19 protein-coding genes and 1 other RNA gene are annotated in these 20,360 nt (G+C 41.2%); 14 read left to right on the top strand and 6 right to left on the bottom strand.

Annotated elements, in window-relative coordinates:
• Positions 1–78: 78 nt before the first annotated feature.
• The 3 genes from fsa to ffs all read right to left on the bottom strand — a co-directional run bounded on the left by fsa (position 79) and on the right by ffs (position 1,707).
• Entirely contained in the window at positions 79–735 is a 657-nt protein-coding gene (fsa, locus tag J4E06_RS17265; protein WP_207070126.1) for a fructose-6-phosphate aldolase, read from the bottom strand.
• 39 nt (positions 736–774) lie between these two features.
• Positions 775–1,584, bottom strand: coding sequence for an SDR family oxidoreductase (locus tag J4E06_RS17260; protein ID WP_349525249.1), 810 nt, complete (start codon positions 1,582–1,584; stop codon positions 775–777).
• 24 nt (positions 1,585–1,608) lie between these two features.
• Positions 1,609–1,707: signal recognition particle sRNA small type (gene ffs, locus J4E06_RS17255), an RNA gene on the bottom strand.
• Between the two features lie 97 nt (positions 1,708–1,804).
• Between ffs and J4E06_RS17250 the strand changes: the two genes are divergently transcribed.
• The 8 genes from J4E06_RS17250 to J4E06_RS17215 all read left to right on the top strand — a co-directional run bounded on the left by J4E06_RS17250 (position 1,805) and on the right by J4E06_RS17215 (position 8,702).
• Entirely contained in the window at positions 1,805–2,851 is a 1,047-nt protein-coding gene (locus J4E06_RS17250) for a glutaminyl-peptide cyclotransferase (protein ID WP_349525248.1), read from the top strand.
• Positions 2,848–3,237, top strand: a complete 390-nt coding sequence (locus J4E06_RS17245) for an acyl-CoA thioesterase (RefSeq protein WP_349525247.1) — start codon at positions 2,848–2,850, stop codon at positions 3,235–3,237. The genes J4E06_RS17250 and J4E06_RS17245 overlap by 4 nt, the downstream gene beginning before the upstream one ends.
• Before the next feature lie 464 nt (positions 3,238–3,701).
• Entirely contained in the window at positions 3,702–4,436 is a 735-nt protein-coding gene (locus tag J4E06_RS17240; protein ID WP_349525245.1) for a LytR/AlgR family response regulator transcription factor, read from the top strand.
• Between the two features lie 139 nt (positions 4,437–4,575).
• Positions 4,576–4,749, top strand: a complete 174-nt coding sequence (locus J4E06_RS17235; RefSeq protein WP_349525244.1) for a hypothetical protein — start codon at positions 4,576–4,578, stop codon at positions 4,747–4,749.
• Positions 4,750–4,755: 6 nt separating this feature from the next.
• A complete protein-coding gene (locus J4E06_RS17230; protein WP_349525243.1) occupies positions 4,756–4,992 on the top strand; it encodes a hypothetical protein in 237 nt (78 codons plus the stop codon).
• 80 nt (positions 4,993–5,072) lie between these two features.
• Positions 5,073–7,163, top strand: a complete 2,091-nt coding sequence (locus J4E06_RS17225; RefSeq protein ID WP_349525242.1) for a tetratricopeptide repeat-containing sensor histidine kinase — start codon at positions 5,073–5,075, stop codon at positions 7,161–7,163.
• Positions 7,164–7,191: 28 nt separating this feature from the next.
• Complete coding sequence (locus J4E06_RS17220) at positions 7,192–7,860, top strand: response regulator (protein WP_349525241.1); 669 nt, start codon at positions 7,192–7,194, stop codon at positions 7,858–7,860.
• Positions 7,861–8,039: 179 nt separating this feature from the next.
• Entirely contained in the window at positions 8,040–8,702 is a 663-nt protein-coding gene (locus J4E06_RS17215) for a hypothetical protein (protein ID WP_349525240.1), read from the top strand.
• A 17-nt stretch (positions 8,703–8,719) separates the two neighbouring features.
• Here J4E06_RS17215 and glyA read toward each other — a convergent pair whose 3' ends face one another.
• Positions 8,720–9,994 (bottom strand): serine hydroxymethyltransferase, encoded by a 1,275-nt coding sequence (gene glyA / locus J4E06_RS17210; RefSeq protein WP_349525239.1) that lies wholly within the window; start codon positions 9,992–9,994, stop codon positions 8,720–8,722.
• Between the two features lie 253 nt (positions 9,995–10,247).
• On the opposite strand from glyA, the gene J4E06_RS17205 reads away from it, so the two are divergent.
• Positions 10,248–11,432 carry a hypothetical protein gene (locus J4E06_RS17205; RefSeq protein ID WP_349525238.1) on the top strand — a complete coding sequence of 395 codons (1,185 nt, stop codon included), beginning with the start codon at positions 10,248–10,250 and terminating at the stop codon, positions 11,430–11,432.
• A gap of 81 nt (positions 11,433–11,513) precedes the next feature.
• Here J4E06_RS17205 and ytxJ read toward each other — a convergent pair whose 3' ends face one another.
• Complete coding sequence (gene ytxJ, locus J4E06_RS17200) at positions 11,514–11,903, bottom strand: bacillithiol system redox-active protein YtxJ (RefSeq protein ID WP_349525237.1); 390 nt, start codon at positions 11,901–11,903, stop codon at positions 11,514–11,516.
• 142 nt (positions 11,904–12,045) lie between these two features.
• Here ytxJ and clpB point away from each other — a divergent pair, with 142 nt between their 5' ends.
• The 5 genes from clpB (at position 12,046) to J4E06_RS17175 (ending at position 18,897) form a co-directional block, all read left to right on the top strand.
• Complete coding sequence (gene clpB / locus J4E06_RS17195) at positions 12,046–14,646, top strand: ATP-dependent chaperone ClpB (RefSeq protein WP_349525236.1); 2,601 nt, start codon at positions 12,046–12,048, stop codon at positions 14,644–14,646.
• 615 nt (positions 14,647–15,261) lie between these two features.
• Positions 15,262–16,575: a gluconate:H+ symporter gene (locus J4E06_RS17190; protein ID WP_349525235.1), complete on the top strand. Its 1,314-nt coding sequence runs from the start codon at positions 15,262–15,264 to the stop codon at positions 16,573–16,575.
• A 12-nt stretch (positions 16,576–16,587) separates the two neighbouring features.
• Positions 16,588–17,055, top strand: coding sequence for a RidA family protein (locus J4E06_RS17185; protein WP_349525234.1), 468 nt, complete (start codon positions 16,588–16,590; stop codon positions 17,053–17,055).
• Between the two features lie 9 nt (positions 17,056–17,064).
• Complete coding sequence (locus J4E06_RS17180; RefSeq protein ID WP_349525233.1) at positions 17,065–18,129, top strand: dipeptidase; 1,065 nt, start codon at positions 17,065–17,067, stop codon at positions 18,127–18,129.
• A gap of 171 nt (positions 18,130–18,300) precedes the next feature.
• Complete coding sequence (locus J4E06_RS17175; RefSeq protein ID WP_349525232.1) at positions 18,301–18,897, top strand: TetR/AcrR family transcriptional regulator; 597 nt, start codon at positions 18,301–18,303, stop codon at positions 18,895–18,897.
• On the opposite strand, the gene J4E06_RS17170 is transcribed toward J4E06_RS17175, so the two are convergent.
• Entirely contained in the window at positions 18,898–20,325 is a 1,428-nt protein-coding gene (locus tag J4E06_RS17170) for a PorP/SprF family type IX secretion system membrane protein (RefSeq protein WP_349525231.1), read from the bottom strand.
• Positions 20,326–20,360: the final 35 nt, after the last annotated feature.

Genomic DNA, 20,360 nt, shown 5'->3' with positions numbered 1-20,360 from the left:
TCAAAATGCACTACGGGTTCATACATAAAAAAGCCCCGAATTTTCATTCAAGGGCTCTCTTTGTTTTATTTCGATTCCTTAGGAATTGCCTTTTTTATAATCTTCCAAGAATTTGGCCAATCCAATATCGGTCAATGGGTGTTTCAACAGTCCATCAATAGAAGATAATGGACCTGTCATAACATCGGCCCCTAATTTGGCGCAATCAATAACGTGCATGGTGTGGCGAATGGATGCAGCCAATATTTCCGTTTCAAATCCGTAGTTGTCATAGATCAAGCGGATTTCCGCAATCAGGTTAAGTCCATCGGTAGAAATATCGTCCAATCTGCCCAAGAATGGAGAAACGTAGGTTGCTCCGGCTTTGGCGGCCAAAAGTGCCTGGCCTGGTGAGAACACCAAAGTACAGTTGGTACGAATACCCTTGTCTGAAAAATATTTCAACGCTTTTACACCATCTTTGATCATGGGGACTTTCACTACGATTTGCTCGTGGAGTTCTGCCAGCTCCTCGCCTTCTTTTACCATTCCATCAAAATCCGTGGCAACTACTTCGGCAGATACATCTCCATCCACTATGTTGCAGATATCCACGTAGTGCTTTAATATGTTATCCTTTCCGGTAATACCTTCTTTTGCCATTAAGGAAGGATTGGTGGTCACGCCATCCAACACACCGAGTTCTTGGGCTTCCTTAATTTGATCAAGGTTGGCGGTATCAATAAAAAACTTCATTTCTAAGTATTTATAATGGGTTCACTAATACGTGTAAAATTACAATTTATAATGGTTGAGGAGCAATTTTTCGTAGACTTTGTCGGGTAAAATCTTCTTTAACCTAAGGGAAAACCTTTGTAAAAATGCCCCAACGGGATTATGCACCTTTGGTTTTTTCTGGTTGATGATTCTATAAACGGCCTCAGCAACTTGAATAGGATCACCCCCACTATCCACATCATCATTAATGGCTTTCAAGGTTTGGGAATACTTTTCTTGATAAGCGGAACCTTCAATTACAGGCGAATGATATCTGCCCGATGCAATATTGGTCGCAAAATCCCCAGGGGCCACATTGGTTATGGTCACCCCAAAATCCTGGGTTTCCATACGCAACGCCTCAGTTATTAGACCGAGCGCACCTTTGGTGGCGGAATAAAAGCCTCTAAAAGGCAATCCCATATAACCTGCAATGGATGTTATATTGATGATGGCTCCCCCTCCCTGCTTGCGCATTTGGGGCAAAACGGCCTTCATCACATGTATGGGGCCGTGGAAATTGGTGTCAAAAACATGAAGGATTTCCTCGTGGGGTGTTTCTTCAACAGGTCCCGTGATGCCCACACCCGCATTGTTGATGAGCACATCCAAGCTGTTCTCTTTGGAAATTATATGGGAAACTGCATTTTGAATGCTTCCCACGTCCTTCACGTCCAACTGAACAAGTTCAAATTCCTTAAAGTCGGGATAGTTTTTTGGATTGCGTGTAGTACCATAAACGGTAAATCCTTTTTGGGTCAAATATGTTCCGATGGATTTACCAATACCTGAAGAACCGCCGGTGATCAGTACAACTTTTTTATCCATGATCATCTGATTTTTGGGTACAAAAAAAGGCAAGCTACCTACATCGCACCGCTACGACCACATACCCTTGCTGCGTTCCCGCCCTGGGGGATTCTGCAGGAGCTGGTCGTGTAGGACTTGCCGGTTGCAAATATACGACGTTTTAAATTTGTGGCAATCCCAATTCATTCTTAATTTCGGTGTTTTGGATTAACAATTTATGATACAAGCTATAAGAACCATGGGCAAACTTTTTTCTATAACCGGGGCATTGCTCTTCTTTTTGGGATGTGGGGGAAGTGCTGACCCAGCCAAGCATTTTGCCATTCAATTGGAAAACAAAGCCATACAACAGAACCAACAAGTTGGAGTGGCATTAAAAAATAAAAAAGACATCGAAATTTCGGACCTACAATATTACATTGATGGTAAGCAAATACCCGTTGATAATGGTAAACTGACCTTGGACCTAGCTACCTTGGGCAACAAAACCTTGGTCGCGAAATTTAAAATTGAAGAACAAACCGTAGAGGTCGAGAAAGATTTTAGGCTATTGGCGGCCGCTGCCCCTGAGGTTTATACCTACGAAATCATCAACAGCTATCCACATGATACAGGCGCTTACACCCAAGGACTGGAGTTTTACAAAGACACACTTTACGAAAGTACCGGTAAAAAAGGAGCTTCCACAGTACGGAAAGTGAACTTTGAGACCGGCGAGGTGCTCACCAATATCCCTATGGACAATTCTATATTCGGGGAGGGCATCACCATAATGAACGATAAACTCTACCAACTTACCTGGCAGAGCGGTATGGGATTTGTTTATGATATCTCCAATTTGGAAAAAATCAAAAACTTTACCTATGGTAAAAGCCGCGAAGGATGGGGCTTGTGCAACGATGGCGAAAAAATATTCAAAAGCGATGGCACCGAAAAAATATGGTTTTTGGACCCAGAAACGCTGGAAGAACAAGGCCATATTGAAACGGTGACCAACAAGTCCATTTTTAACCGAGCCAATGAACTGGAATATGTAAATGGTAAAATCTACGCCAATGTTTACCAAAAGGAGAGTATGATGATCATTGATGCTACCTCCGGCGCCATTGAAGGCGTCATTAATTTTGGTGGACTTAAAAACAAGGTTAAAAAAGGACCTGAATGGGATGAAGGCAATTCCGTGCTCAATGGGGTGGCCTACCATCCCGAGCGAGAAACCTTTTTTGTGACGGGAAAAAACTGGGACAAGCTTTTTGAAGTGAAAATCCGTAAAAAAGACCAATGAAAATCTACTCGGAAATTTTTGATGTTGTTCCCAATGACCTGGATAACCTGAACCATGTGAATAATATTAGATATGTGGAATGGATTCAGGATATTTCTAAAAAGCACTGGGCGCAGGTGACTTCAAGGGAGATTCAAGAGTCGATGATCTGGGTGGTTCGGAACCACAACATTACCTACCACAAATCTGCGGTCCTGGGCAATACCATTAACATAAGTACCTATATCAAAAGTAACAACGGTCCAATTTCTACCCGAATAGTTGAAATTAAAAACAACAATACCGATGAGTTATTGGTAAAAGCCGTTACGGAATGGTGCTTATTGGATTCCAAAACCTTTCGACCTAAAAGGGTTCCTAAAGAAATACAAGCACTTTTTCTTTAGGAGGAACATACCTAGATTCCATCAAAAAGTTTGAAAAAGCAATGAACTTGTAAAAACTTGACTCTTTTAGGATTCCAAAACCCTGTATTTCGTCGAATTTTAAGCGTAAATCCCAAAAAGCGCTTTTCAAAATTTTGAAGCCTGTCCAACAAATTGTAATATAGTAGTGAACCAAACACAAACTAAACCTATTTACACAACCAACTAACAGCAAAAATAAACCAAGCAACATTCCAAAATTCCCAGGATTCGACTCCTTAAAAGCAGTTTTTTTTAACCTTCAGACCCAATTTTTTTAGCACTGAAAAATTGTAGGTTTTATTACAGTTATTTCTGTTTTAACGATTTTTTATGGAAAATTGTAGGAAAATGACCCGTTTTAGGGAGAAACCCATAGTTTTTTTAAGGGAAAACTGCAATGAGTTTTTTTGTCGGCTTAGTAACTTGCAATCAGCAAATTGCATATGGAATACACCTATAACATTATCGACTCGGATGCTTCCTCAAAGTTACAATTACAACTTTATTTAGAGGAACATGAAGATTTGGTTTGTGCCAAAGTGGATACCCATGCTTCCGAAGGCCTAAATTCCATCTTAAAGTACAATCCGGACCTTGTACTCATCAATCTTGGTGAAAATGGCATGGACTATTTTCAAATGGTCACGGAGCTTAACCAATATATGCAAACTCTGCCCATTATAATTGGGTATGCCAAAACCAAAAAATACGCTTACAATGCAATTAAAAGTGGTTTTTTTGATTATTGGATATTGCCACATAATGAGTTCGATATCCGAAAAACCATACTGCGCCTAAGAAAGTTACACCCAAAACAAGATGTCCCATCCACGATTTGCTTAAAATCCTATAAGGATTACCGGTATTTGGACACTATGAACATCCTTTACCTAAAATCCGATAACAACACTACGGATTTCTACATGAAGGATGGTAGTGTGATCAGTGCTTTTAAAACCTTAAAATCTTTTGAGGAAAAGCTTCCCAAAAATTTTATTCGTGTGCACCAGAGCTATATTATTAATAGTGTCTATGTATCCCGTATAAATTACGGCAAGTCCATTTGCAGTTTAAACTACGGACAGGAAGAGGAACTTCCCTTCTCCAAAACCTATAAGGACAAGGTTGATGGGCTAATGGAAATACTCTCCAAAACGACGGCAAACGCCCTTAATTAGCAAAATTCTTGCAGATTGTCGTAAAATTCTAGCAGATTGTCCAGGAATACTACTCCCTTGGCAGCAATACTTCCCACACTTAAAATGCCACATACTTTAGCGATACAAACTTAATTTCAATACCTAAAAACTTAACATTATGAAAAAAGTACTTAGCATTTTAGCCGTGACATTATTGACTGTTGGATTCTACTCTTGCGAAACAGAAACTGATGTACAGGACACCGAAGCCATGTACGAACAATTGACCGTTGATCAAAACGCTACGGATGATGCTGAAGCCGAAGTTGACGGACGTGGGGATGATGAATAACTAACAATGACTTTTTTTACCCTAACCAACTTAGCGCGAAATACCGTTTCCATCTCGCTCCTGTTTGCTGTACTTTTTTACCAAAAAGATGAATCGCTATCCAAGAGTTATTTGGATATCAATCGAATGGATGTTATAGAGCAAAGTCAAGAAGCATCGTTCAAGAAAAGAATTCATCTGGGTTTTTCAAAATACGGTAAAGTGAGATTACAACAAAGTACCGATGATACCCGCCAGTTTTAGTTGGCATTTAAAATAGAACTCAGCCCCAAACCCGTATAGTTTTGGGGCTTTTTTGTTACCTTGGATGTATAAATGGACCATTGAATTTGAAAAACGGACTTTTAATATTACTGCTAGTATGTATTTGGGGGTGTTCCCAGCATAAATCCAAGCAAGAGACAGCTTCTGACCCACAAATCGATTCCATCCAAGCACTGCTGGGTATTGCCAAAACGGCCACGGAACTAAGTTTTGAAGATCGGCAGTCCTATATAAAGGAGGCCGAAGCCAAAACATTGACCTTGGAAAATGATACCGTGCAGTTGGAGGAACTATCCAAGGTTTCTTTGGCCTATATGAAGCTTAAAGATTCCCTAGGCTTTCGAAAATCCAACGCCAAACTATTGGAAATGGCTAAGGAGGCTAAGGCAACCAAAATATTGGGGTATTCCCATTGGGATTTGGGCACCTTTTTGGAAGGCAAGGGAGTTGTGGACAGTGCCTTCTATCACTATAAAAAAGCCATTGACAATTTTCAGGAATTATCTGTGGATTCAACCTCGCAATCTTTAAGAGGTAGAATGTTATATAATATGGCACGTATACAAGATTCCTATAAGGATTATTTGGGCGGCGAAATTAATGCTGCCGCCTCCATACAATTATTTGATGCGCTGGATGATGATTATAGGTTATACAATGCCTATAATGTATTGGGGATTCTGGCTACTGGCATGGGAAACACCGAAAAAGCCATTGAATCATATGAAAAGGCCAAAGAATATTTAGACAATTCGGACAGAACCAATAAAACAGAGCTACTTTGGCAAAACAAAAATAATATTGCCAGTGTTTACCTGAACACGGAAGAATTTGTTAAAGCAAAAAATGAATATAAACAATTGCTTTCCAATAATGCTTTAAAAAAGCAATTGCCCAGTATTTACGAAAAGGCATTGGGCAGTTTGGCCTATTCCATTCTTAAGGCTGACAACAACATAGAAGATGCAGAAAAGCTATTACAAGAAGCATTTGAGCTGAATACGGAATTAGGTGAATTGTATGACAAGGCTCGTCTCAACTATTTTTATGCTGAAGTGTTGGCTGCGAAAGGAGACACAATTAATGCCATCACACAAGCAACAGAGTCCTACGAAATAGCCCGAGAAACCTATAACAACGACCGTTCGCTGGATGCATTGAGACTGCTTACCCAATTAGATACCGCTAACGCCGCAAACTACGCAGATCAATATTATCGGCTCAATGAGGCCATTAAAGAAGAAGAGCGCACGAAAAGGGACAAATTTGCGAGAATCCGTATGGAAACGGACGATATCATAGAAGAAAACCAAATCCTCACCAAAGAAAAAAAAGTATGGGTTTATTCTGCCGTACTCCTCATTGTTTTTGGGATAATTTTTATGGCCATTGCGTCCCTGTATCACAGCAACAGTCAGTTAAAGTTTAAACAAAAACAGCAGGAGAGCAACCAAGAAATTTACAATTTAATGCTTTCCCAACAAGGAAAGTTTGAGGAAGGCAAGCAATTGGAACAAAAGCGGATTTCCGAGGAGCTTCACGACGGTATCTTGGGTGAAATGCTAGGAATTCGATTAATTTTGAGCGGTCTCAACGAACGTGAGGATCAAGCCTCTATTGGTCAACGGGCGGCCCTTATTGAAAAATTACGCGATCTGGAAGAGGAAATACGGACCATTTCCCATGAATTGAACCACGCTGCGTACAAAAAATTTCATAATTTTATTGTGTCGTTGAAAAATATGGTCGCTGATATAGAAAAGTCCTCCGGTATATCATGTTCTTTCACTTATGATGATAAAGTACAATGGGATAATTTGGTGGGCGACATTAAAATAAATGCCTACAGAATCATTCAGGAATCGTTGAAAAATTGTGTAAAACACGCAAAAAGTGAAAATGTTTCCGTTTTGTTTCAACTAGTGGAAGATAAATTAAAGCTTACCATTACCGATGATGGTGTTGGTTTTAACATCAACAAAAGAAAGAAAGGAATTGGTCTTAAAAATATTATTTCGAGAGCCAAAAAGATAAAAGCGGAATTGGATGTTGACAGTAAACCAGGTAAAGGTACTACCATAAAAGTTACCATACCCTTAGAATATGTTGGTGTAAAAACTTCTAAAGAAACAGATTTAATTAATGCATAGCCCCCCAAACACAGTAATAGAACCTACCATGAAAACATTGAGAATATTAGCCATAGATGATCACGAAATGACCATGCTCGGATATAAATTTATACTCGAGGGTATTGCGTTTGATGGCCATAATATTATTGTGGATACTGCCACCTCTTACCAAACGGGGAAAAAGCTTATTGAAGATTCTGTCAACTCCTTTTCTTACGATATTTTATTCTTGGACGTTCAATTGTTCGCACCAAACGAAGATCAGCCCTACACGGGAGAAGACCTGGGTATTTTAGCTCGAAAAATTGTGCCGGAGAGCAAAATTGTATTCATGTCTTCCTTTAGCGATAATTTTAGAATCAACAGTATTTTAAAATCAGTTGACCCGGATGGTTATTTGGTTAAGACCGATATTGACCCCAAAACGCTGGAAGATGCGGTGAAAACCATAATGCTGGACCCTCCTTACTATTCATCCAAAGCATTGGGGGCCATTAGAAAGAAAATGGCCAACAATATCGAAATTGATGAAAAGGACAAACAAATACTTTACCACCTATCCAAAGGAACAAAAAACAAAGATCTGGAAAAATTCATCCGACTTTCCCCCTCCTCTATCGAAAATAGAAAGCGCCATTTAAAAACATTGTTCGGAACAGAAAACGAGAATGATCTTGCCCTAATTTTGGCTGCAAAAAACAGAGGCTTTATTTAATTTAAAAGGTTTGGATTCCCCACAAGCATGCTATTTGTGGTTGGTTTAAATTAGAAACTTCATAAAAATCCTACAAACAAGGGAAAACCCATAGAATTTTTAAGGATTATCTACAATCCCATCCAAAAGTTTCGTGCTAATTTTATGTTGAAAGGATATAAGAATTCAATCAACGCCACATGTCATCATCAAACAAACCCAACAAATACAGATACAACGGTCCAAAAACCTTTGAGGCCACAGATGGACTGGACGATTTTCTTAGAGTTCTGGAAAAGTATTTTTTTGCCACGGCCAAGGTGCAATGCAAACATGACTCGCAAAAAAACAGAACGGATTTGATCATAGACCTTTATCATAATTTCGGGATTGCCGAATGTCTTCGCCACTTTAACAATGGTGATTGGGGTGGTTATAATTTTGCCGAGGAAAGCCGTTCCAACATCTCAAAATCTTTGAGCGAAGCTTTAAAAACACTTAACGATAAAAGCGCCTACCCAACCGACATTCTGGAACTTTCATTACATTTTAAGGATACTTCCATTATAGTGGCAAAACTATATGCTCACAGCATACCGGAGCAGGCCAGTAAAATTTTAACCGCAATTGGAAAACACTTTGTTTATTTTACCAAGGGTTTAACAGAAATGCCGTATGAAATATTTGTGCCCATTTTTGAAGATACCACTGTTAAGGACCATACGGCCATAATCGATACTGAAACCAGTTATTTTAACTACTGGGGACTGTATTTTGATAAGGGAGAACAAGAACACGAAGCTTTGATTTACTCCCTTAACCGAAAAAAATTTTATGAGGAAAGTATTTTCCTCTTCGAATAAATCTCCACTAGCAAATACTAAGCACTGAACAAAGGTCTCGATTTCATTAAGTCGTTGACCTTTTGTTTTATTTCGGCCACCTTTTTCTCGTTTTGGGCGTCGGTGATGATTTCATCAATAAAGCCCACAATAGTCTCCATATCCGCCTCCTTAAGACCCCTTGTTGTAATGGCAGAAGTTCCAAAACGGATACCAGAAGTAATAAATGGTGATTTATCATCAAAAGGCACCATGTTTTTATTGGCGGTAATATCCGCTTGCTCCAACACTTTCTCGGCATCTTTACCCGTGATATCCTTGTTTCTGAGGTCAATCAACATCATATGATTGTCCGTACCGCCAGAAATTACTTTGTAATCCTTGTCCATAAAAGCTTTGGCCATAGCCGCTGCGTTTTTCTTCACCTGAACCATATAGTGCAAGTAATCATCGGTAAGTGCTTCACCAAAAGCAATGGCTTTGGCAGCGATTATGTGCTCCAAAGGCCCGCCTTGGTTTCCTGGGAATACCGCCAAATCCAACAAACCTGACATTTTTCTCAAGTTACCGTTCTTTAGTTTGATACCGAATGGGTTATCAAAGTTCTCGCCCATCAAAATAAGACCACCACGTGGGCCACGCAGGGTTTTGTGTGTTGTTGTAGTAACAATGTGGCAATGCGGAATGGGGTCGCTCAACACACCCTTGGCGATCAATCCTGCAGGGTGCGAAATATCGGCCAACAAAATGGCACCAACACTATCCGCAATCTCACGGAATCGTTTAAAATCCATATCCCTGGAATATGCAGATGCACCGGCAATGATCAATTTGGGTTTTTCCTTATCGGCAATCTCTTGGATTTTGTCATAGTTCAACAAACCGGTTTCCTCATCCACTCCGTAAAAAACAGGGTTGTACAATTTCCCGGAGAAATTCACAGGCGAACCGTGGGTCAAGTGCCCTCCGTGCGACAAATCGAAACCTAAAATGGTATCCCCAGGGTTAAGGCAAGCGTGATACACCGAGGCATTGGCCTGCGAACCCGAATGCGGCTGGACGTTGGCATAAGCCGCACCGAACAATTCCTTGGCACGGTCAATGGCCAATTGCTCTACTTGGTCCACCACTTCGCAACCACCATAATAGCGCTTTCCCGGGTATCCTTCGGCATATTTGTTCGTAAGTACGGAGCCAGCGGCTTCCATTACCTGTGGACTTACAAAGTTTTCGGAAGCTATCAGTTCAATACCTTCCAACTGCCTGTCCTTCTCTTGCGCTATCAGTTCAAAAATCTTGTGGTCTCGTTGCATGTTGCCCATTGTTTAATTAAGGGCGTAAAATTACGAATAGAAAGGGGATTTTCATCAATAAAAATGGGGTTGAAGGTTAATTTTATCAAACGGCAATTAACAATTTTTAAAAAATAACGGTGAACTCCCAAGGCTTTTGTTTTTCAAGCTTTTTAGCCAAAATATACTACCGTGCGTCCTTTTCCGTTTATAGTTTGAGGATTTTTGGCACAGCTATTGAATTCTCAATTTCCAAACCATAAAGTTGACCAGTATGAAAAGATTTATACTCTTAACCGCAGTTATCGTTTTAGGCGCCTGCAGCGGCGTAAAGAAAACACAGGAAGCCCTGAACACGGGAAACTATACCACGGCGATGAACAAGGCCATTAAAAACTTGGCCGACAACAAGACCAAAAAAGGCCATCAAGAATATATTGTTCTGTTGGAAGAAGCTTTTGCCAAGAACGCTGCAAGGGAGCAACAGGAAATTGCTTTTCTTCAGAACGATGGCAACCCTGCCAATTTGGAAACCATCTACAACAAATATTTACAGTTGAAGCAAATTCAACAACGTATTCGACCTTTATTGCCTTTGTACATTAATGATGAAGGCCGTAATGCCGAGTTCAATTTTGTGAACTACGACAATCAAATTTTAAATACCAAGGACGATCTTGCCGAGCACTTGTATCAAAATGCTACGAACCTATTGGCATCGGCCAAATACAAAGCGGATTACAGGGCCGCCTACGAGGATTTAAAATATTTGGAGGAAATAAATCCAGGTTATCGAGAAACCGTTGCAAAAATGGATGAAGCCTATAATAAAGGGTTGGAATTTGTAAGAGTCAATATCGCCAATCAAACACAACAAATAATTCCTGAGCGACTGGAATCGGAACTATTGGATTTTAATGCCTTTGGTATCGATAATTTCTGGTTACAGTACCATACCAACCCACTTGAAAACGTTAAATACGATTACGCGATGAACCTGGACTTTATGGAAATCAACGTATCCCCTGAACGCATCAATGAGACCCAAATAATCAAAGAAAGACAAATAAAGGATGGCTGGGAATATCTTTTGGACCGTGATGGCAACGTGGTAAAAGATAGTTTGGGCAACAAGATAAAAGTGGACAAAATGCGAACCGTTAGTTGTAAATTTTTCCAGTTTACCCAAACCAAAACAGCCCAAATTGGAGCCAAGGTTAGTTTTACAGACTTAAGAAACGGACAGGAAATCAATTCCTATCCCCTGTCCAGTGAATTCTTGTTCGAACATATTTTTGCCAACTACCAAGGTGACAAAAGAGCTTTGGAAGATGATTTAATGTTGTACCTAAATGCCCGGGAAGTTCCTTTCCCATCCAACGAGCAAATGGTCTATGATGCAGGTGAAGACCTGAAACTACGCCTCAAGAACATTGTCTCCAAATATCAGTTCAACTAAAAACAATGTCAAATCGAGCGCAGTCGAGATGCTTTAAGTTCTCGACTGTGCCCGAAATGACATAAACTACTTTGTTTTTATTTATAGATACTGGGTAAAATCCGTATCCGCAATGGCACCGTGCGAAGTGTGAAAAACCACTTCGCCATTTTTGATCACCAACAATTGTGGGGACTCGTGCTTTACCCCAAATTTTTCCTCGATTGTATTGGATATATCCCTATGATTCTGAATTGTCAGAAAATAGAGGTCGATGTCCAAATCTGTGTCATATCCTTCCGAAAACATATTTAACACCATTCTACTGATGCCACACGTACTGGAATGCTTATATAAAACTTGAGTTTTGTCTGCAGAGTTTTCAGCAATTGCGTCCAACTGATTCATAGATTCCAATAGAATCCACGGTAATTCCTTCTTTTCCTTTACGGTTTTCTCCTTCTTTCCAAAGACGCTATCAAATATTCCCATATTGCAAATTTACAGGATAAGTCGTGAGCAAACAAAAACCTTACAACTGACGAAATGTCTTGCTATTTCTGGCTTTTACAGACATTTTGACGGTTCGGATGTAATGGTAAGGTTGTTGACATTATAGAGAAAAACAACGACGATGAACTTTAATAATTTTACCATAAAATCACAGGAAGCCATTCAAAGGGCCCAACAATTGGCCCAAGAATTTGGGCATCAACAAATCGAGAACGAACACTTGTTCAAGGCCATTGCAGAGGTCGATGAAAACGTGCTACCCTTCATTTTGAAAAAATTGAATGTAAACACCAATCTCATCAACCAAATATTGGACAAGGAACTCCAGAGTTTTTCAAAAGTCTCGGGAGGGGAAATAATGCTTTCCCGGGAAGCCGGAAAAACAGTGAACGAAGCAAGTATCGTTGCCAAAAACATGGGCGACGAATATGTTTCCGTGGAGCACTTATTGTTGGCCATTTTCAAGTCCAAAAGCAAGATTGCGCAAATCCTGAAAGATCAGGGTGCAACCGAAAAAGATTTAAAAGCAGCCATTCAAGAGTTGCGCAAAGGCGGTAAAGTCACCTCGCAAAGTGCTGAGGAAACCTATAACTCGCTGGATAAATACGCAAATAACCTCAACCAGATGGCCGATAGCGGTAAATTAGATCCCGTAATCGGTAGGGACGAGGAAATCCGTAGGGTATTACAAATTTTGTCCAGACGCACCAAGAACAACCCGATGCTCGTAGGTGAGCCCGGAGTGGGTAAAACTGCCATTGCCGAAGGTTTGGCACACCGAATTATTCAAGGCGACGTACCCGAAAATCTAAAAGACAAGGTAATTTACTCTTTGGACATGGGCGCCCTAATCGCTGGAGCAAAATATAAAGGTGAATTTGAGGAACGCTTAAAAGCCGTGATAAAGGAGGTAACCTCATCAGATGGGAACATTGTCCTATTTATTGATGAAATCCACACCTTGGTAGGTGCCGGTGGCGGTCAAGGGGCAATGGATGCCGCAAATATCCTAAAACCCGCTTTGGCCCGCGGTGAGTTGAGAGCCATTGGAGCAACCACCTTGGACGAGTACCAAAAATATTTTGAAAAAGACAAGGCCTTAGAGCGCAGGTTTCAAAAGGTTGTGGTGGACGAGCCAGATACCGAGAGTGCCATTTCCATACTTAGAGGTATCAAGGAAAAATATGAGGCACACCACAAGGTTCGTATCAAGGATGATGCTGTAATCGGCGCCGTAGAATTATCACAACGATACATTACCAATAGATTTCTGCCCGATAAGGCCATTGACCTTATGGACGAGGCTGCTTCCAAACTTCGAATGGAAATCAACTCCAAACCCGAGGAATTGGATGTGCTCGACCGTAAAATAATGCAGTTGGAAATTGAGATGGAGGCCATCAAAAGAGAAAATGACAAGCCCAAATTGAAAACGCTGAATTTGGAATTGGCCAATATCAAAGAGGAGCGTAATGAAATATTTGCCAAATGGGAAAGTGAAAAAACCGTGGTCGACAATATCCAAAAAACAAAAGAGGATATTGAAAACTATAAGGTTGAAGCCGAACGAGCCGAACGAAACGGCGATTACGGAAAGGTAGCGGAATTGCGCTACGGTAAAATCAAAGAATCCCAAGAAAAGCTGGAAAAGTTGCAGGATGAATTGGCAGAGCAGCAAACGGCGGGCACTTTGATAAAAGAAGAGGTTACCTACGAAGACATTGCCGAGGTTGTGGCCAAATGGACAGGAATTCCAGTGAATAAGATGATGCAGAGCGAACGAGAAAAACTGTTGCAACTCGAAGACGTCCTGCACAAACGCGTAGTAGGACAAGATGAAGCGATAGTCGCCGTTTCTGATGCTATTCGAAGGAGTAGAGCGGGCTTACAGGATGCCAAGAAACCCATCGGTTCATTCCTGTTTTTGGGTACAACCGGGGTAGGTAAGACCGAGTTGGCCAAAACTTTGGCCGCCTATCTGTTCGATGATGAAAATGCCATCACACGGATAGATATGAGCGAATACCAAGAGCGTCACTCCGTGAGCCGTTTGGTGGGTGCACCTCCAGGATATGTGGGCTATGACGAAGGCGGACAGTTAACCGAAGCTGTGAGAAGGAAACCGTATTCCGTAATCTTGTTGGATGAGATTGAAAAAGCACACCCAGACACCTTCAACATACTCTTGCAGGTATTGGATGAAGGTAGGTTGACCGACAATAAAGGTCGTGTGGCAGATTTTAAGAACTCCATCATTATTATGACCAGTAATATGGGCAGCCACATTATCCAAGAAAAGTTTGAAGAGGCCGTAGACGTGGAAAGTGCTTCGGAGTCGGCACGGGTAGAAGTTTTGGGATTGCTGCGCAAGACTATCAGACCTGAATTCTTGAACCGTATTGATGACATCATTATGTTTACTCCATTGAGCAAATCGGACATCAAGGATATTGTGGGACTTCAATTGAACAACTTAAAAAGAATGTTGACCAAGCAAAACATCACACTCGATGCTACCCAAGAAGCAATAGACTATTTGGCAGCAAAAGGGTATGACCCTCAATATGGGGCTCGACCCGTAAAACGATTGATTCAGAAAGAAGTGTTGAACAACCTTTCCAAAGAGTTACTTTCAGGAAAAATAACCGCTGACAGCATTGTACTTCTGGACTCTTTTGATGATCAATTGGTATTCAGAAATCAAGACGAACTTGTAGAGTAAGTTCTCAAATTATATTTCAGTCAGGAAAACCTCTCCCATAGCTTTTTGGGAGAGGTTTTTTTATGAAAAATTTGTCATTTCGAGTGATTTTTTGAACTGTGGTTCAAAAAAATATTGAATATCCGCAGTCAATCATATTGCACTGTCACTTCGAGCGCAGTCGAGAAGTTATTGGAATCGACGTCTTAAAAATGAGGTCTCGACTTTAGTCTATGCTGAGCATAGTCGAAGGGCTCGACCTGACAACTTTTTGTTTGTATGATTGATTGCGGACAATCAGTAAAAAATGTATTGACAAATGAATTTTTGAAAGCATCAACTTTGTTCTCGACCGAGGGTGCCTAAAAAACATTGAAATGTGTCATTCTGAATTCATTTCAGAATCTCACCATATTGATAAACCAATTGTTGAGAACCTGAAACAATCCCGACATCTATCGGGACAGGTTGACGGAAACCTTCCTTTTAGACATCGTTCTTTTTCCTTCTGAAAAAACACGAACTGACGATTTTTTTTATTTCTTTCACAATCTTAAACCATATCCTTAGAAATTCGCAATAATGAATACCTATTATATTTAAATCCTTATTTTAGCTCAAAACCAAACCCTAAATATGCCACTAATCATTGCCGTTCTAGGTATTTTACTGCTCTTTCTACTGATTGCCAAATTCAAACTCAATGCCTTTCTATCCTTTATTATTGTATGCCTCTTTGTAGGTATTTTTCAAGGAATGGAACTGGAAAGTCTGGTAAAATCCATTCAACGGGGTATCGGAAATACCTTAGGTTTTCTGGTCTTGATTCTAGGACTTGGTGCCATGTTGGGGAAATTGGTCGCCGACAGTGGAGCTGCTCAACAAATTACCACACAACTTGTGGCCAAATTTGGCGTAAAGCACGTCCAATGGGCAATGGTGGTCACTGGGTTTATTGTGGGAATACCGATGTTCTACTCCGTGGGCTTCGTTATTTTGATTCCCTTGGTTTTTACCATAGCATTTTCAACCGGACTGCCCTTACTCTATGTGGGGTTGCCAATGCTAACTTCTTTATCGGTTACGCACGGTTACCTTCCGCCCCACCCGGCCCCTACGGCCATCGCGGCCATGTTCAACGCGGATATTGGAAAAACATTATTGTACGGTCTTATTGTAGCTGTTCCCGCTATCATCGTGGCAGGTCCTTTATTTGCCCGTACCATTAAAAATATAGAAGCCAAACCCCTAAAAGAATTTTACAATGCAGAACCCATACCCCAAGAGGAACTCCCATCTACAGCAGTAAGTATTTTAACCGCGCTATCCCCGATCATCTTTATTGGAATAGGTATTGGAGCAGAACAGTTTTTGGAAAAAAGTTTATTGCAGGACATACTAACCTTTATAGGCAACCCTGTAATTGCCTTACTGCTATCCGTGCTCATTGCCATTTATTCACTGGGATTGGCCAAGGGCAAGGAAATGGGTGATTTAATGAATTCGCTATCCACCTCGGTTTCCAGTATTACGATGATTCTTTTGATCATTGCAGGGGCCGGAGCTTTAAAAGAAGTCTTAATTGACAGTCAAGTAAGCGATTATATTGCCGATAGCCTTAAAGGTTCGAGCATATCCCCTTTGGTTTTGGCTTGGCTTATCGCCACAGCCATTCGGGTAAGTGTGGGGTCGGCCACTGTAGCTGGACTCACTGCGGCAGGAATTGTACTCCCCTTGGCTTCGGGCACAGGCACAAGTCCAGAATTAATGGTATTGGCCATTGGGTCGGGAAGTTTGATGCTTTCCCACGTCAATGATACAGGTTTTTGGATGTTCAAGGAATATTTCAATCTGACCGTTAAAGAAACGCTCTCCACTTGGACCGTCATGGAAACTTTGGTAGGTGTTATGGGACTTATCGGAGTCTTGGTAATCAACAGCATAATCTAATAATATAACCCTATGGATAAATCACCATCACAACAAATGAAGGACTTAAACCTTCAATTACCTCCTGCCCCACCACCTGCCGGCGTTTACCGGCCAGTTTTAGTGGTCGGTAACTTTTTGTACGTATCAGGTCAAGGCCCCGTTAATCTCGATGGCTCCTTAATGATAGGCAGAGCTGGCGATGACCTCGATAAAGAACAAGCCAAATTAGCAGCCAGACAAGTGGGATTAACGATGTTGTCCACCATTACCACGCATTTTGGAAGTTTGGACAAAATCAAAAGAATGGTCAAAGTATTGGGAATGGTAAATTGTACCCCAGACTTTGGACAACACCCTTATGTGATCAATGGTTTTAGTGAGTTGATGGTGGATATATTTGGAGAAGAAAATGGAATTGGGGCCCGGAGTGCCGTAGGCATGATGCTTCCCAACAATATTCCCGTCGAAATTGAAGCTATTTTTGAACTTCACCCATAAAGACAGCATATGTTCGTATTTGATGCGCATCTAGACCTTGCCATGAACGCCCTGGAATGGAACCGCGACCTTACGCTTCCCGTTTCGGAAATTAGGGAACGTGAGGAAGGAATGAGCGACAAACCAGACCGAGCTAAGAACATCGTATCCCTTCCGGCTATGCGAGAAGGCAATATAGGCCTTTGCATGGCCACACAAATTGCCCGTTTCGTAAAAAAAGGAAGTCCAATCCCTGGTTGGAATTCCCAGCATCAAGCTTGGGCACAGACCCAAGGGCAATTGGCGTGGTACAAAACCATGGAAGAAGCCGGTGAGATGGTTCAAATCAAGGACAAGGAAGGTTTGGAGAAACATCTCAAGCTTTGGAGTAGTGATGAACCAAAAAAACCAATCGGATACATTTTAAGTTTAGAGGGCGCCGATTCCATTGTGGACTTGAGCTATTTGGAAAAATCTTACGAATCTGGGCTAAGGGCCATTGGTCCCGCGCACTATGGTCCCGGTATTTATGCTCACGGGACGGATTCTGTAGGGGGGATTGGACAAAAGGGTCGTGAATTGCTCAAAAAAGTAGAGCAACTCAACCTTATTTTGGATGCCACCCACCTATGTGATAAAAGTTTTTGGGAAACCATGGAGGTTTACAACGGTCCCGTTTGGGCCAGCCACAACAATTGCAGAGCATTGGTAGACCACAACCGCCAATTTTCCGACGAACAAATCAAGGAGCTCATCAGCAGGGATGCTGTGATCGGTGTTGCTTTGGATGCTTGGATGATGGTTCCCAATTGGGTGCGTGGCAAATCCACGCCAAAAGAAATGAATGTGACCCTCGAAATAGCAGTCGATAATATCGATCACATTTGTCAATTGGCCGGAAACGTTGACCATGTTGGTATCGGAACCGATTTGGACGGTGCTTTTGGGAAAGAACAGAGTCCTTGGGATTTGGAAACTATCGCAGACCTTCAAAAAATTCCAAATCTTTTGAGAAAAAGAGGATACAGTGTTTCAGATATTGAAAAAATCATGCATCAAAACTTTATCAACTTCTTGAGAAAAGTTTGGTCGTGATCAAGGAATGAATTGGTTTGTCACCCTTTTTACTCTGAAAATAGCTTTGCCAATGATGTTTTTTCATTTCAAAAGCCAAGGAACTTGTTAAAATAGAGGCTTTTGCTTATTTTCATACCAAAGGGTATTTGATTTTTTATATCTTAGATTCGACCAACAGCAACCTAAAAAATGACCAAGAAAGCAGAAAGAACCACCGCTTATATTATCGAAACCGTAGCTCCAATTTTTAACAAGCACGGCTATATCGGTACCAGTATGAGCGACCTTACCGAGGCTACAGGACTTACAAAAGGGGCCATTTATGGTAATTTTGAAAATAAGGAAGCATTAGCCCTTTCTGCATTTGAACACAACCGCAATTTATTACTAAAAGCTATTGACGACAAGCTGGAGGTTGGCGTTGAGGCCTTGGCAAAACTTTATTCCCTTTTGAATTTTTATAAAAAATATGATGTATTTACCCTGCCCATGGGAGGATGCCCCATACTTAATGTTGGCTTAGATGCTCAGGGCAACAACAAACTATTGGCTGCAGCGGTCAAAGAAACCATTAGCGAAATTGAAGGGAAAATTGCCTTAGTTCTTGAAAACGGGACCAAACAAAACGAAATTAAACTTCCTGTTCCCCCGCTACAATTTGCCAAGCAATTGTTTACCATGATTCAAGGAGCAGTTGCCATGAGTACCATGACCCAGGACCGGAAATATTTGGTGAATACCATAAACTATCTGGAATATTTGGTGAAGCAGGAACTTAAAAAGTAGCTAGTTCCCTTTGACTCGGAATATCCAAGTCTTTTCCATATACTTGCCAAAAAATTTACTGTCGCGGGCCTTTCTAGCCTCATCCATAGTGTTGTAGCGCTCCAAATACACGTAATTGTATTTATTGAGGCTCCTGTAGAACGATTTAGGCTCTAGCCCCTTCCCCCTAAGTGTCTTCATAAAGTTTTCGAAGTACTTTTTGGTACCGTAAACATTAGCAATCAAATAGAAACCAGGTTCCAGGCCATCTTCGCTTTCAACCTCTTCATATCTTTCGTTGGGTCGCACGGCTACTTTTTGGTTCTGTAGGAGCGCAATACTATCTTTTTCACGCTGTAATTCAAGTTGCTCCTTGATTCGTTGTACTTCTGCCAAAGAATCCTTTTCTCGTTGCAATTGTCTTCTCGCTTCGAGTTCTCTTTGTTCTTGCGTTCTGCGCTGTTGTTCGATTTCTTCTTCCCTCCGATTTGGATTGGGCAGCACCACTTCAGGTTCCTCGGGAGGCACTTTTTCTTTTAATTTTGTTTTTCCAAAGTGATAGGAGGCAACAATCTCTATTGTGGGGTCTTCTTCACTCAATAAATCATCCGTACCAAATTCCATCAGCCCACCAACAGAGAATGCATTGGATATGGTAACACCCAATCCGCCAGAAGGTCCGTAAAAACTATTATATCCGCCCTGAACCCAAAATTTTGATGTGGAGAACAATCCATTCAAACCAAATTGGGTATCACCGTTGGGAACTGATTTAACATAAATAACGGGGCGAACGTAGCTATCGCCCAAGCCTTCGGACAATTGTATAGGGAAATCATTGCTCAGCGTTCCCGTAATACTCTGGAAGCTTTCCATATTTGATCCATTATTGCCCGACACATTAAAACCAACGGCGTTTTCCAAAGCCAACCCCACACTAAACCGATTGACCAACAATCGTAACCCAGGAGTAAATTGCACTTTAAAGCCTTCCAAGTCTTCCAAGGCAACGGGGTCAGGTTCATCGCCTTGAACATATTGTTCATCGGCAATGGTTTGTTGGAAAGCAAATACATTTAGTCCCACCATCAAACCAACCCCATCATCCAATTCAAAAGTTTGGGCAAAATTCAAATTGCCCCCCGTGTAGAGAAATATCCCCGTATTGTGCTGCAAAAAACCTCCTCCAGCCACTGAAGACGCATTTAATTGATGCGTATAATTTGCGAAAATGGAAGTGGGATCTCCATCAATACTCTGCCATTGCCACCGCGTCCATATCGAAAGGGAATTGGGGTTATTCCAATCCAACGCATAGGTCGGATTGAACAAACTGGCATTGAATTGCGTTAGGGAATGTTGCCTAAAATCTGATGGCAACGCAGATTCCTGTCCCCAACTTAGGGAGCAAATAACCATTGTAAAGAAACAAACCAGAAACTTGGGCATACGAGAAAATGAAAATTAAACGTTACTTTTAAAAC

The sequence above is a fragment of the Allomuricauda sp. NFXS6 genome, assembly GCF_040148835.1.
Classification (GTDB): domain Bacteria; phylum Bacteroidota; class Bacteroidia; order Flavobacteriales; family Flavobacteriaceae; genus Flagellimonas.
Note: the sequence above shows the minus strand (reverse complement) of the source record. Positions and strands in the feature narration are given on the sequence as shown.

What these genes read in the sequence shown, in the direction of transcription:
- J4E06_RS17205 (WP_349525238.1), top strand. Translation starts at nt 10,248, where the DNA reads ATGAAAAGATTTATACTCTTAACCGCAGTTATCGTTTTAGGCGCCTGC.
- J4E06_RS17235 (WP_349525244.1), top strand. Translation starts at nt 4,576, where the DNA reads ATGAAAAAAGTACTTAGCATTTTAGCCGTGACATTATTGACTGTTGGA.
- J4E06_RS17230 (WP_349525243.1), top strand. Translation starts at nt 4,756, where the DNA reads ATGACTTTTTTTACCCTAACCAACTTAGCGCGAAATACCGTTTCCATC.
- J4E06_RS17215 (WP_349525240.1), top strand. Translation starts at nt 8,040, where the DNA reads ATGTCATCATCAAACAAACCCAACAAATACAGATACAACGGTCCAAAA.
- J4E06_RS17260 (WP_349525249.1), bottom strand. Translation starts at nt 1,584, where the DNA reads ATGGATAAAAAAGTTGTACTGATCACCGGCGGTTCTTCAGGTATTGGT.
- J4E06_RS17240 (WP_349525245.1), top strand. Translation starts at nt 3,702, where the DNA reads ATGGAATACACCTATAACATTATCGACTCGGATGCTTCCTCAAAGTTA.
- fsa (WP_207070126.1), bottom strand. Translation starts at nt 735, where the DNA reads ATGAAGTTTTTTATTGATACCGCCAACCTTGATCAAATTAAGGAAGCC.
- ytxJ (WP_349525237.1), bottom strand. Translation starts at nt 11,903, where the DNA reads ATGGGAATATTTGATAGCGTCTTTGGAAAGAAGGAGAAAACCGTAAAG.
- J4E06_RS17170 (WP_349525231.1), bottom strand. Translation starts at nt 20,325, where the DNA reads ATGCCCAAGTTTCTGGTTTGTTTCTTTACAATGGTTATTTGCTCCCTA.
- J4E06_RS17220 (WP_349525241.1), top strand. Translation starts at nt 7,192, where the DNA reads ATGAAAACATTGAGAATATTAGCCATAGATGATCACGAAATGACCATG.
- J4E06_RS17185 (WP_349525234.1), top strand. Translation starts at nt 16,588, where the DNA reads ATGGATAAATCACCATCACAACAAATGAAGGACTTAAACCTTCAATTA.
- clpB (WP_349525236.1), top strand. Translation starts at nt 12,046, where the DNA reads ATGAACTTTAATAATTTTACCATAAAATCACAGGAAGCCATTCAAAGG.
- J4E06_RS17180 (WP_349525233.1), top strand. Translation starts at nt 17,065, where the DNA reads ATGTTCGTATTTGATGCGCATCTAGACCTTGCCATGAACGCCCTGGAA.
- J4E06_RS17175 (WP_349525232.1), top strand. Translation starts at nt 18,301, where the DNA reads ATGACCAAGAAAGCAGAAAGAACCACCGCTTATATTATCGAAACCGTA.
- J4E06_RS17250 (WP_349525248.1), top strand. Translation starts at nt 1,805, where the DNA reads ATGGGCAAACTTTTTTCTATAACCGGGGCATTGCTCTTCTTTTTGGGA.
- glyA (WP_349525239.1), bottom strand. Translation starts at nt 9,994, where the DNA reads ATGCAACGAGACCACAAGATTTTTGAACTGATAGCGCAAGAGAAGGAC.
- J4E06_RS17245 (WP_349525247.1), top strand. Translation starts at nt 2,848, where the DNA reads ATGAAAATCTACTCGGAAATTTTTGATGTTGTTCCCAATGACCTGGAT.
- J4E06_RS17190 (WP_349525235.1), top strand. Translation starts at nt 15,262, where the DNA reads ATGCCACTAATCATTGCCGTTCTAGGTATTTTACTGCTCTTTCTACTG.